9 protein-coding genes are annotated in these 13,139 nt (G+C 65.1%); 3 read left to right on the top strand and 6 right to left on the bottom strand.

The genetic code is table 11. The features are described from left to right. Positions 1 to 14: 14 nt before the first annotated feature. Positions 15 to 1,277 (bottom strand): efflux RND transporter periplasmic adaptor subunit, encoded by a 1,263-nt coding sequence (locus HWX03_RS07435; protein ID WP_175870849.1) that lies wholly within the window; start codon positions 1,275 to 1,277, stop codon positions 15 to 17. 224 nt (positions 1,278 to 1,501) lie between these two features. After that, positions 1,502 to 2,383, bottom strand: a complete 882-nt coding sequence (locus HWX03_RS07430) for a LysR family transcriptional regulator (protein WP_175820750.1) — start codon at positions 2,381 to 2,383, stop codon at positions 1,502 to 1,504. Between the two features lie 792 nt (positions 2,384 to 3,175). On the opposite strand from HWX03_RS07430, the gene HWX03_RS07425 reads away from it, so the two are divergent. Beyond that, complete coding sequence (locus tag HWX03_RS07425) at positions 3,176 to 3,958, top strand: AraC family transcriptional regulator (RefSeq protein WP_244132599.1); 783 nt, start codon at positions 3,176 to 3,178, stop codon at positions 3,956 to 3,958. A 60-nt stretch (positions 3,959 to 4,018) separates the two neighbouring features. On the opposite strand, the gene HWX03_RS07420 is transcribed toward HWX03_RS07425, so the two are convergent. The 3 genes from HWX03_RS07420 to HWX03_RS07410 form a co-directional block, all read right to left on the bottom strand. Continuing rightward, positions 4,019 to 4,990: a sulfonate ABC transporter substrate-binding protein gene (locus tag HWX03_RS07420; protein WP_175870848.1), complete on the bottom strand. Its 972-nt coding sequence runs from the start codon at positions 4,988 to 4,990 to the stop codon at positions 4,019 to 4,021. 274 nt (positions 4,991 to 5,264) lie between these two features. Then, positions 5,265 to 6,215 (bottom strand): LysR family transcriptional regulator, encoded by a 951-nt coding sequence (locus HWX03_RS07415; protein WP_174431163.1) that lies wholly within the window; start codon positions 6,213 to 6,215, stop codon positions 5,265 to 5,267. Positions 6,216 to 6,527: 312 nt separating this feature from the next. Continuing rightward, positions 6,528 to 7,826 carry an adenylosuccinate synthase gene (locus HWX03_RS07410; RefSeq protein WP_174386174.1) on the bottom strand — a complete coding sequence of 433 codons (1,299 nt, stop codon included), beginning with the start codon at positions 7,824 to 7,826 and terminating at the stop codon, positions 6,528 to 6,530. A 140-nt stretch (positions 7,827 to 7,966) separates the two neighbouring features. Between HWX03_RS07410 and gcvA the strand changes: the two genes are divergently transcribed. Then, positions 7,967 to 8,872 (top strand): transcriptional regulator GcvA, encoded by a 906-nt coding sequence (gene gcvA / locus HWX03_RS07405; protein ID WP_174431161.1) that lies wholly within the window; start codon positions 7,967 to 7,969, stop codon positions 8,870 to 8,872. A gap of 161 nt (positions 8,873 to 9,033) precedes the next feature. Here gcvA and HWX03_RS07400 read toward each other — a convergent pair whose 3' ends face one another. Continuing rightward, positions 9,034 to 9,348, bottom strand: coding sequence for a DUF4148 domain-containing protein (locus tag HWX03_RS07400; RefSeq protein ID WP_174431204.1), 315 nt, complete (start codon positions 9,346 to 9,348; stop codon positions 9,034 to 9,036). A gap of 2,446 nt (positions 9,349 to 11,794) precedes the next feature. Between HWX03_RS07400 and HWX03_RS07395 the strand changes: the two genes are divergently transcribed. Further along, positions 11,795 to 13,111 (top strand): replication initiation protein, encoded by a 1,317-nt coding sequence (locus HWX03_RS07395; RefSeq protein WP_006480994.1) that lies wholly within the window; start codon positions 11,795 to 11,797, stop codon positions 13,109 to 13,111. Positions 13,112 to 13,139 lie beyond the last annotated feature (28 nt).

Here is a 13,139-nt window from a genome sequence, read left to right as displayed (position 1 = left end):
AAACGGACTCCCTGTTATTGCGCGCTCGACGCGGCGGCCGAACTCGCTGCGGCACTGGCCGCGGTAGTCGCCGGCGCGGCGCTTGCCGGCGCGGCGCCTGCCGTTGTGGCGGATGCGGCGGATGCGGCGTCCGGCGCCGGCGCAAGCTGTGCGGCGACGGTCTTCACGGTCGCGCCCGGGCGCACCTTGTCGACGCCCTGCACGATCACGTGATCGCCCGCTTGCAGACCGCCTTCGACGACCCAGTTCTGGCCGTACGTGCCGGTCGTCGTCAGCGGACGCATCTCGACCTTGTTGGCCGCGGTCACGACCAGTGCGATCGCCTGCCCCTTCTGGTCGTGCGTGACACCGATCTGCGGTACCAGGAACGCGTTCTCGTTCACGCCTTCCTCGATCCGTGCGCGCACGAACATGCCCGGCAGCAGCACGCGGCCCGGGTTCGGGAAGATCGCGCGGATCGTCACCGAGCCGGTGGTCTGGTCGACCGTCACGTCCGAGAACTGCAGCTTGCCCGCCTCCGAGTAGGTCTTGCCGTCTTCGAGGACCAGCGACACCTTCGCCGCGCCCGGGCCGCTCGTTTTCAGGCGGCCGCTCTGCACGTCCTGACGCAGCTTCAACCCTTCGAGGCTCGACTGCGTGAGGTCGACGTACACCGGGTCGAGCTGCTGCACCGTCGACATCAGCGTCGCCTGGCTCGCCTGCACGTATGCGCCCGGCGTCACCTGCGAGATGCCGACGCGGCCCGAAACCGGCGACACGACATCCGTGTAGCCGAGGTTGATCTGCGCGGTGTCGACCGCCGCCTTACCGGCCGCGACGTCCGCCACGGCCTGGCCTTGCGTGGCAACCGCGTTGTCGTAGTCCTGCTTGCTGACCGCGTTCGCGGCAACCAGCACCTTGTAGCGCGCGACCAATGCGTTCTGCGTGACGAGGTTCGCCTGCGCCCTCGCGAGCGTCGCCTTCGCGCTGTTCAGGGCAGCAACGTACGGCGCCGGATCGATCTTGTAGAGGCGCTGACCGGCCTTGACGTCGGTGCCTTCGGTGAATTCACGGCGCAGCACGATGCCGTCGACCCGCGCACGCACTTGCGCAACGAGGAACGCGCTGGTGCGGCCCGGCAGCTCGGTCACCGCCGGCACGGCTTGCGGCTGCACGGTGACGACGCCGACTTCCGGCGTTTGCGGCGGCGGCGCCGATTCTTTTTTCCCGCACGCGGCCAGGAAAACGGCAGCCGTTGCGGCAGTGATTAAGCGGTATGGAACCCGTTCGACGCGCATGGAGCGACCTCTCACAATTAGACGACCTTCAATGGGAATCACCAGATCTCCTCATGGCCCTGACGCGCGGCGGACCTGCAGCTTCCTGTCCGCCGCGGATGCGGACGCGTGTTGCGGGTGTGCGTTGCACCCTGCGAAGCGTTCGTGTGCCGAACTGCTTCCGAAAAAGAACGGCGAGCCCGCGGCCCCGGCGGGCTCGCGTTGCCGTGGGGTCAGCCAGACCGCTAGCGCGCGGGACGAAACGCGGCGCCGGCGAATTCGATGAACGCGCGCGCGGCGGCCGGCAGACGCGCGGCACGCGCATGCGCGAGCTTCAGCGTGACGGGCGCGAGCGGGTGGACCGGTGCCACGCGCACCAGCGTGCCGGCCGCCAGATCGGCGTCGACGAGGTACGCGGGCAGCACCGCCGCGCCCATGCCGGCCACGGCCAGCCGCCGCGCCATCTCGAGATGACCGACGCCCGTATTGCCGGGCGTCGCGCCGGATCGAATCCCGGCCGCGTGGTCGTCGTCGGCCGCCGGCAGCTCCAGCCGCACGGCCGCGATGTCCGGCCAGTCGGCCGACGCAGCCGCGCCGCCGTGCGCGGCGACGTAACCCGGCGCCGCGACGCGCACGGATTCGTACGCGGCCAGCGTATGCAGCGCGTGGGCGCCGGACACCGGCATGCCATCCGTCAGGAACGCGACGTCGATGTCCTCGGCGGTCAGGTCGACGTGGCCATCGGTCAGCGTCACAGTCGGCCGCACGTCCGGAAACCGGTGCACGAAACGATCGAGCAGCGCGCTCAACTGGCTGAGCCCGAACGCGACCGGCGCGGCCACGCGCAATACGCCTTCCGGCTTGCTGCCCATCGCGACGAAACGACCGTCGATCTCGTCGATCGCACCGAGAATCCGCTCGACGCGCGCGAGATACAGCTCGCCGATTTCCGTCAGCGACTGGTGGCTCGTGCTGCGTTGAAGCAGGCGCGCACCGAGGCGCGTCTCGAGCGCATCGACCAGCCGGCTCGCCATCGCCGTCGACACGCGCAACCGCGTCGCCGCCCGGCGAAATCCGCCTTCCCTTGCCACCGTCACGAATGCCCGAATCGATTGAAGTTGGTCCATTTGTCCGGATTTCCCTGCGCGGACGACTGCCCGTATGCCTGCACCCGACACCGCGCCGCAGCCGGCCCGCATCGGCCCGGCCAATGCGGCGGCACCGACACCGGCTCAGCCGGGTCGGTCGGCACGCTCGCGACACGCACGCGCCGGCTTGCAACGGACGCAAACCGGCCTCGGCAAGCCCGATGCACGATCGTTCAATAGCAGTCCTGAGTCTTTTCCGGCGATTCGCGGCGGCGACGCACGCGGCATGGCCGGCGGCGGCGGCACATCACACGGACGGTGTCGCCCGCATCATCCGGGCGCGCTGAATCGCATTTCCTTCAGCAGGTGCAATGGTAGGGAAACCGCCGGAAAATGGCTTGCCCGATCCTGCGATTGTTTTGCCTTAATTTCCGAATTTGTGCGCTGCACACCGTGCAACGACGGGCGACGCGGCCGCCAACCCTGCAGGTCCGGATGATCGGGCTAATTTCGGACAGATTTAGGCAATCCCGCGCACGCAACTGGCCGTACGATGTGACCGCCGTGCCTGCACCTCGACAGCGAATCGCAGCCGCACGCATGGCATCGCCCACTCCGCCAACCGCTCACGCAACATGGAAATCGACGCCCGAACGCCGCCGCAACCGCGCAACCCGCCGGATCACGATGCCCGGTCGCGCGCCCGGTCACCCGCGGCCCGGCTCGCGGCGCTGATCGCCGCGTACGCGCCGCACGACGGCATGTTCGACCTGCCGCTGCGCGGCATGCGCGTCGCGCGCTTGCGCGCCGTCGCCGCAGTGGAACCACGGCGTGCACCACGCGTGCCTGAGCATCGTCGGGCAAGGCGCGAAGTCGATGCGGGTCGGCGGCGATACCTACCCGATCGACGAATCGCGGATGCTGGTCGCCACCGCCGACCTGCCCGTGACCGGCCACGTGACGCGCGCGAACCCGGCCGAGCCGTTCCTTTACGCGCAACTCGAACTCGATCCGCGCCGCATCGCGGCGCTCACGCCGGTCGTCTTTCCACGCGGATTGCCGAAAGCCGTCGACTACGGCGCGCTCGACACGCTCGACGCGACGCCCGAAATCGTCGACGCCGTCGCGCGGCTGATGCAACTGATCGCACAACCCGACGACCTCGACCTGCTCGCACCGCTGATCGTCGACGAAATCCTCATCCGGCTGCTGCGCGGCCCGTCGGGCGCGCGCGTCGCGCAGATCGGCGACGCCGGTTCGACGACCCAGCGCATCTCGCGCGCCGTCGCATGGATTCGCGACCACTACCTCGATCCGATGGCGGTCGACGCGCTCGCCCGACACGTGGAGATGAGCCCGTCGACCTTCCACCATCACTTCCGTGCGGTCACGTCGATGAGTCCGTTGCAATGCCAGAAGGTGCTGCGGCTGCAGGAGGCGCGCCGCCTGATGTGCCTCGCGGCGATGGACGCGCGACAGGCGTGCCGAAGCGTCGGCTATGTGAGCGCGTCGCAGTTCAGCCGCGAATACGCACGGCTGTTCGGCGACGCGCCGGGCCGCGACGTCGCGAAACTGCGCGGCGAAGCGGTGCCGCTGTCGCGCGTCGCACCATGAACGGATATCGCGGCGAGCTCGCTGCTCATCGCGAACCCCATCGTCGGGCCGGCTATACCCTCACGCGAGCGAGGGCGGTGCAGCCAGGCTGACGTCGACGCGTTTCGGCAGGATGCCCGCCTGATAGAACACGTCCGCGATGCGCTGCTGGTACGCGAGCGTGTCGCGGGTGACGGGCTCGACACCGAAGCGTGCGCGGCGAAACGCGAGCGCCACGGCCGGCTCCGGAATCCCCCACAGCTTCGAGAATTCGGCCGCGCCCTGCGCGCGGTTCGCATCGAGCCAGCGCTGGACCGTCGCCAGTTCCGACACGACCGCGTCGAGCACGTCGGCATTGCGCTGCGCATACGTGCGCGATGCAAAGTAGTAGCTGCGGTTCTCGACGAGCCCCGTGCCGTCCGCGACGATGCGCGCGCCGAATGCCTGCTGGACCACCGCGAGAAACGGATCCCAGATGATCCACGCGTCGACCGAGCGGTTCTCGAATGCGGCCCGCGCATCGGACGGCGACAGCCAGACCGGCGTGACGTCGGTATAGCCGAGCTTCGCGGCCTGCAGCAGCCGGACCAGCAGGAAGTGCGTATTCGATCCCTTCACCAGCGCGATGCGCTTGCCGCGCAGGTCGGCAAAGGTCTTGACCGGCGAATCCTTCGCGACGATCACGGCTTCGGCTGCCGGGCCGGCCGGCGTCTGCGCGTAGTAGACGAGCGGCGCGCCGGCCGCGAGCGCGAAGACCGGCGGCGCTTCGCCGACATCGCCGAAATCGATCGATCCCGCGTTCAGCGCCTCGAGTTGCGGCGGGCCCGACGGGAATTCGGTCCACGTGACGTTCACGCTGAGCGTCGCGAGCTTGCCCTGCAACGTGCCGCGTGCCTTCAGCAGGCTGAGCGGTCCTTTCTGATAACCGATGCGCAACGTCCGCGTGCCGGTCGCGCCGGCCAGCACAAGGCCCGGGTGGGCGGCGGCGCCAGCCGCGATCGCCAGGCCGGCATGAAGCAGCCGGCGGCGGGTTCTGGAGTATCGATCTGCCATGTCGTTTCGGGTTCGATGAAGTGGGCGCGAACGGAGCGCGCGCATGCGATGAAGCAGGTCGCACCGATTCTAAAAGGCGGCCGCCGCCCGCCGAACCAACGATGTTCGATATCGAAAGCAAGCGTTTGCATAAGGACATGCCGGTGGCACCGGCATCGTTGTCCGGACCGGTCCATGCACATGCATTCGTCGCCGGCCTTTAACGCAGGACTGCAAATTATTTATGTTGAGCCGGAAGACAGTGTGCGGCACTCACGTACCGACCTTGCGTGAATCAGGAATGACGGGACGCGCAGCAAGCGTTCAACGCAGCCTCGTCGGCGGCCAGCAGCTCGGGCACGCATTCCCGCAGGAAATCGACGAACGTGCGGATCTTCGCATCGAGATACTGACGCGACGCATACAACGTATAGACCGTCAGCTTCTGCAGCCGGTAATCGGGCAGCACGCGCACCAGCGCGCCGCTCGCGAGCGCGGGCAGCGCAGCCGATATCGGCAGCGAGCCGATCCCGAGCCCCGCGCGCAGCGCGGCGCCGAGCGCATCGGCGATATTCACCTGGAAATCCGGCACCGTCAGTTCGAACGTTTCGCGGCCGTTCGGGCCGTCGAGATGCCAGCGGTCGCGCGGAAAGAGCGACGTGACGAGTTGCAGGCAAGCATGCCCTTCAAGATCGCTCACCGTGCGCGGCGTGCCGCGCGCCTTCAAGTAGGCAGGCGACGCGCACAGCACGCTGCCCACGTCGCCGAGCCGCTGCGACACCAGCCCGGAATCGGGCAGCTCCGTCGTGCTCAACTGCAGCGACACGTCGTAGCCTTCGTCGATGATGTCGGGCACGTGCTGCGACAGCGTCAGCTCGACCGCGACCGACGGATAGCGTTCGCGGTAGCGTACGACCGCGGGCACCACGTAGGACTGGCCGAAGCTCGTCGTCGCGTGAACGTGCAGCCGTCCGGACGGCTTCGCCTGTGCATCGGCCGCCTCGGCTTCCGCTTCGTCGATAAAGCCGAGGATGCGCTGGCAGCGGTCGAGATAGCGCTGCCCGGCGTCGGTCAGCGCGATGCGGCGCGTGCTGCGGTTGAGCAGGCGCGTGCGCAGATGCGTTTCGAGTTGCGCGACCGAGCGCGACGCGTAGGCCGTCGTGATATCGAGGCGCTGAGCCGCGCTCGTGAAGCTGCCCTCCTCCGCGACCCGGACGAAAATGCGCATCATCTGTAACGTGTCCATCGACCTGTCCCCGGGAGTGTCACGTCGCGCCGCCGTGCCGCCAGGGTGCCGGCGGCGCCGGCACACGCCGGTCTGGCGCGAATTGTGCGGAACAGTACAGCAGCGTTGCAGACGTGTCCAGTTCGCCGTATGCGGCACGATCCGGATGCCGAATCGTGCTGACGAGCCGCTCGCCGCGCGGCATCCGGGCCGGGCATCCATGCGTACCGAAGGTGCCGACAGGCCAACAGGACAGGCCAACCGCAGCGGTCGGCAAAAACTACCCGTCGATCATGATCCCGCTCTCGATCGACGCTCTTCGCGTCTCGCGCGTTACGCGGCGCCCGCCGCATCGAACGGATTGCGCAACACGATCGTGTCGTCGCGCTCCGCGCCGGTCGTGATCATCGAAACCGGCGCGCCCGCCACGGCTTCGATGCGCGCGATGAAATCCTGCGCGGCCCGCGGCAGTGCCGCACGCTCGCGCACGCCCTTCACGGAGCCTTGCCAGCCTTCGAACCGTTCGTAGAGCGGCTTCGCGCGCGACTGCGCATCGAGGCTCGCGGGCAGATGGTCGACGCGCGCGCCGTCGAATTCATAACCGACGCACAGCTCGATCGACTCGAAGCCGTCGAGCACGTCGAGCTTGGTGAGCGCCAGCGAATCGATGCCCGAGATCCTGACGGCCTGGCGCAATTGCGCGGCATCGAGCCATCCGCAGCGTCGCGGCCGGCCGGTGTTGACGCCGAACTCCTGTCCGCGCGCACGCAGCGTTTCGCCGGTGGCGTCGGTCAGCTCGGTGAGGAACGGGCCGCCGCCGACCCGCGTCGCATACGCCTTCGTGACACCCAGCACGTGGCCGAGCTTCGCGGCACCCAGCCCGGTGCCGGCCGCCGCGGCCGATGCCACGGTGCCCGACGACGTCACGAACGGGTACGTGCCCCAGTCGATGTCCAGCATCACGGCCTGCGAACCCTCGAACAGAATCCGCTCGCCGCGATCGGTCGCGTCGTTGAGGTCGGCCCAGACGGGGCGCACGAACGGCAGGATCTTCGGTGCAAGCGCAACCAGCGTCGCCAGCATCGCGTCGCGATCGTACTCGTCGAGCCCCAGGCCGCGGAACCACGCGTTGTGATGGTCGACGAGCACGTCGAGTTTGGCCGCGAGCCCGCCCGGTTCCGCGAGATCGCCGACGCGCAGCCCGCGACGCCCGACCTTGTCCTCGTAGGCCGGCCCGATCCCGCGCAGCGTGGTGCCGATGGGTTCGCGGCGCAAACGCTCCTGCGCCTGGTCGATCGCACGGTGAATCGGCAGCACCAGCGTCGCGTTCTCCGCGATCGACAGGTTGTCCGGCGTCACCGACAGCCCGAGCTCGGCCATCCGCCCGATTTCCGCGAGCAGCGCTTCCGGGTCGAGCGCCACGCCGTTGCCGATCACGCCGCGCTTGCCGCGCACGATGCCGCTCGGCAGCAGCGCGAGCTTGTACGTGTGGCCGCCGACGACCAGTGTGTGGCCCGCGTTGTGGCCGCCGTTGTAGCGTGCGACGAGATCGGCCTGTGCCGCCAGCCAGTCCACGACGCGCCCCTTGCCTTCGTCACCCCATTGGGCGCCCACTACCACCACGTTCGGCATGCTCCGTACTCCATGTGAGAAATTCAGACACTTGTTCGGCCCGATCGGCCGTTTGTGTGCCATATTGGGGGAGCCGGATCACCCGATCAAACGATTAAACCTGAACCATCGTGTGAGTAAATTTCACGCGAAACGATGCAATGGCCCGACGACTCCCTCCATTGAATTCGCTGCGCGCATTCGAAGCCGCCGCGCGGCTCGGCAGCTTCACGCTGGCTGCCGACGAGCTGTGCGTGACGCATGGCGCGATCAGCCGGCACGTGCAGCAACTGGAAGCGTGGCTCGGGCGGCCGCTGTTCGAACGCCATAACCGGCGCGTCGAACTGACTGCGGCCGGGCGCGCGTACCTCGCCGAGGTCGGCGCTTCGTTCGACCGGATCGCACTCGCCACCGCGCAGCACTTCGGCCACGCACAGCAGCGCGTGCTGCGCGTCAGCGCGCCCGCGACGTTCTCGCTGCGCTGGCTCGTCCCGAAGCTGTCGTCGTTCCAGGTCGCGCATCCGGCCATCGAGGTACGGCTGTCGACGTCGAACGAGCCGATCGAAAAGCTGCGCGACAAGGTCGACCTGATCGTTCGCGGCGGCCCGCAGGCCATCGATGGATACGTCGCGGAGGAATTCCTGTCCGAAGTCCGGCTGCCGGTGTGTGCACCGAAGTTGCTGGAGGGCCGGTCGCTGGATACGCCTGCCGATCTCGCCGGCTTCACGCTGCTGCATGCGGCAACCTATCCGGGCATGTGGCCGGAGTGGCTCGCCGCGGCCGGGCACCCGAATCTCGTCCCGCGGCACTCGCTCACGCTCGAGCATTTCTACCTGACGCTGCAAGGCGCGCTCGACGGGCTCGGCGTCGCGATGGGGCCGATCGCGCTCGTCGCCGACGACATCGCCGAAGGCCGCCTCGTGCAGCCGTTCAGCGAACCGGCGCTGCCGCCGTGGCGCTACTTCACGTATGTGGCGTCGGCGCGAGCGGATGACGACGCCGTCCGCGCGTTCAAGGACTGGCTGAAGGCAACGGGAAGCGCGACTGCGTCGGGCGAGCGACGCTGACCGCCCCTGCATGCGTGTCGTACATCTTCACGATACACAGGATTCCGAATCAAATTGGATAAGCGTGCGGAACGTGCTTGCCTTCGTGCATCGCGCGATCGCGACGCATGCGGCAAGCCGCGGATCGAACCGTGGCTTGCCGCCGGACGACGCTGACCGACTTACTGGCTTGCTGCGGCGCCGGCCTTCTTCTCTGCGTTCTGCAGATTCTGCGGATAGTTCGGATCATTGGCCGCCGGCTTGTAACCGGCGTCTTCGAGTTTCTTCAGCTCGGCGGTGTTCTTCGCACGCGCAGCCTTGCGCTCGGCCTTGTGTTTGGCCCTGGCCGCCTTGCGCGCTTCGCTCTTCGCGGCCTTGGCGTCCTGTGCAGCCGGCGCGCTGGCGGCGTCGGTCTGCGCAAAGGCCGGAACGGCCGAGCCGAACAGGAAAGCGGCTGCAGTAGCAGCCAGCGTGAGTTTTCTGATCTGGATTCGCATCGCTGAACTCTCTTTTTTGATGACCATCACGGTTTGAAAAACCATCGAGATACCGCCCCTGCCCTGACCAGTCGTCATGTCGCGGTCAGGACTTGAGCATCATAACCGTGTCGCAAAAATTGTGGCGTCAACGTGACGACGAATTGGGGATACACGTATGGGAGACAACGTGGCTTATGCGTTCGATGACGGGAATCGTTGGACGCGACACGACGCGCGGCGCCGACGGCTGTTTCACCGGTGGTGATGTCGATACGCTCGTGCGCGACGTGAGTATCGTCGTGCTTGCACGATCACCGCAGCAGCAGTCGATCCGTGCGTCACGTCATCGTTCGACGCGGAGCGAGCGACGGTTCCTCCCATAAACGACCACGATTCGCTTCGGCGGCGGTCAAGACAATTACGTTGCGTCGTTGCGGCGTGAGTTGATTCGTCCGGCAACCGGTGCCGCCTTGTGATGCAGAAGGCTACCTGTGGACGCAAGGCTCGTTGTCGGCTGGCAGGTCTGACGAAAAAGGCGGAGGCTGCGCGAGCGGTGAGGACGTCAGCCTGTTTGATTGCACGAATGCGCTGCAACCTGTCATGAACGAGCAGCGCTCGTCGGGTGGAGGTGCACATGGCTGCGAAGGCCTGTCCGTCCATGCGACCGTGCTTGCCGACGCGTCAGGCGTCCCACAGGGATGCCGATCGTTTCTTGTTTGCTCCCATCGATGGTTCCTTAATGTGGACGGCGCTGCGATCTGCACAGCTTGCTTATACCTGTGCTCCGCCTGATCGGTGAGCTTTTACGGGATTCCGGTTTTTTGGAAGGTGAGCATGTTCGGGAGCATCGTGGAATTCGGTTGCGGTGAGCTTTGGCACTGGCGGCATCTTCACGTTGGCTCGCAACGATCTCGATGAATCCCGTCAAGACCTGTCCTGGAGGCCCGGGACTCTGTGCGGCGGCATTGTGGCACCCGGTCGGTTTTCCGCCATGGTCTGAGTCTCTCGTTGCCTGTGACGGGCACAGCATGACTTCACGGACGGGGGCTCCAAAGGTAGAAAAACGGATGGGACGCGGGGATGAAAAACAGCCCGCTGCGGATTCCTCCCGGCACAGTCCATAGGCTAAATTTGTCGAGCGGCGTCACAGGCGATCGACAAAAACTTGTCCAAGGACGAGGCAGCGCGAGTACAAAAAACCATTCGCAGGCAGTCCAGGATGATTTCGAACTGCTGTGGCGGAAAGCGACGGGATCCGTTCCGCTGGTCAATCACAGGTGCCGAGGGGGCCACTGGGCAGGTTTTTGGGTCCCATAAACGGGAACCTCTACGCCGAATCCGGGGATTTCCTCCCATAAGTTTCTACGTTTCGGTGTTTGTGAGTGGGCACTCACCTCTTCGGAATGCCTTGTCAGGCCTGAAGTGGTCCAGAAACAAGGCTTCAGACAGAGGCCAAGTCAGCCTGAATCGAGCGATCTGCGCATGTGGCATCCCACAGACGGCTCCCATTGGTAGCGGTTTATGGGGTTCGTCTTTCTGTGCAAGCACACGTGTGTTTACATCTTTGGTAAACCACGTTTACTTCTTTAACTACTTTTAGACGGCTCACAGCCTTGTCCGGCAAGGGTTTGAGCGGTGTTCGGTACCCATTTATGGGAGCACAGGTGGAAGGGTTTGGGGTCTCAGGTCTGTGGATTTGGGGTTTGGGGTACCGGGTTGTGGGGAATCAGGGTTGTGGATATGGGGCGAACGTATCCGGTTATGGGAAATCGACCGTGAATCGTGTTGGGTAGCCGTCTATGGGAACACATGAAGGTAGCCTTTTATGGGGTGCTTTTCTCGGTCGGTAGTCGGGTGTGTGCACAGCGATTTTTCTTGGGTAACCAGTTATGGGGAATCTCGAAGGTACCTATTTATGGGAGCCGGATCTCTATCAATTCGTTGCCCTTCGCTCGAGGGCCCTGTGAAGCTTTCCCATAGACAGGGCCAAGGCCGTGGACAGGTTACCTTTTATGGGGAAACCGAATGGTTGCCGTTTATGGGAGCGATTTCTACCGTCGGGATGGAAAGCAAGATTCTCGACGATGCTGACAGGTACCCATCTATGGGAATCGATGAAGGTAGCAAGTTATGGGAGAAAACTGCGCTCGTGTTGCAGGGCACCACGTGTCCTCCCGGCGATCTCGATTCCGCTCATTTTCCCCATGGATGGGTACCTTCGTGGTGGCAAATCCTGTGCCGGGTTTCCCTGTCCGTCCCGGAAAGGTAGCGGCTTTTGGGAGGATTTTTGGCCAAAAGGTAGACGGATATGGGGCTCTGTACAAATCGCGCAACCAGAATTTTTTCTTCTATATCTGATAGTTAGAGAAGATAGTGAAAGTGATGCTGGAGCAAGGACGTTGCTCCGTGGCACGAAAAGGTATAAAGTCCGCTTTCAATAAGGCAACCTTACCCGGACACCACGATGCCGCGCAAGCCCGCAAGCAAAGGCTCAGACAAACAGGTTTCGCTGTTTCAGACACCCGAGCCTCCCGACTTGCTGCGCAAGGCGGTCCAGGCGATTCATATCGCGCCGAAGTCGGGAAAGATCGGCCTGCAGCAGCGCAAGATGTTCAGCTCGCTGATCAAGAACGCGCTTCGGCAAGAGGCGTTCGAACCGGGCCGGACGAGCTTCTCGATCTCGATCGCGTCGCTGTCGCACGAGAGCGGGTTGAACAGCAACAACACGAAGTACGTGAAGGACACGGTCAACTCGTTGATCAGTACCGTCGTCAACTGGGACTACCTGGCCGCGGACCGCTCGACGGTCTGGAAAGCGTCGGGCCTGCTCGCCGGCGCGGAGCTCGAGCAATCGGTGCTGAAGTACAGCTTCTCCGACCAGATTCGCAGCGAACTGCTCAATCCCGAAATCTACGCGCTGATCGATATGCGGATCGCTCGCGAGTTCCGGCGGTCGCACTCGCTCGCGCTGTGGGAAAACACGGTGCGCTACGAAGGGATCGGCATCACCGCGAAGATTCCGCTGCCGAAATTCCGTGACCTCATCCTCGGCCAGGACAAGGCATCGCAGTCGTACAAGGAATACAAGCTGTTCAAGAGCAAGGTCCTGGTGCCGTGCATCCAGGAGGTGAACGAAGTATCGGACCACACGCTCGAGCTGATCGAACACAAATCCGGCCGCAGCGTGGAAGCCGTGCAGTTCAAGGTGACGCGCAAGCAGAGCACCGATACGGTCGAAGACGGCGACGTCAAGAACGAAGCGCTGGTCGAGGAGGTCGCGAAGTTCGGCATTCCGCGTTCGGAAGCGCGCCGGCTGATCACGCAATACGGCGTGCAGCGCATCAAGGCGGCGATCGCCTATACGCTCAATCGGACTACGAAGAAGAATGCGACGCCGGTCGACAACGTCGCCGCGTACTTCCGCAAGGCGCTGACGCACGGTTACACGCTGGCCGACGGGCAGGGAACCGAAGCGGCCGCGCCGGCGAAGGAATCCGCGCAGAGCAAGCAGGAACAGATTCGCGACAAGTATCTGGCGGCGAAGGTCGAGGAAGCCGGCGCGTATTTCCGCGAGCTGGAGATCGATGACCAGACCAAGCTGATCGAGCGTTACAACGAGACGGTGGCGGGTTCGAAGGACCTGACGCTGTCGCCGAAGAAGAAGGCGAGCAAGCTCGCGCAGACCAGCTTCTTCCGATGGCTGGCGCTCGATACCTGGGGCGAGCCGACTTCGGACGACCTGCTGGAATTCCTGCTCAAAAGCAGTCTCGCGGGCAACTGAACGAGGCCTCGCTGCCGTGCGCGCCGAG

The sequence above is a fragment of the Burkholderia sp. BCC0397 genome (assembly GCF_902832865.1).
Classification (GTDB): domain Bacteria; phylum Pseudomonadota; class Gammaproteobacteria; order Burkholderiales; family Burkholderiaceae; genus Burkholderia.
Note: the sequence above shows the minus strand (reverse complement) of the source record. Positions and strands in the feature narration are given on the sequence as shown.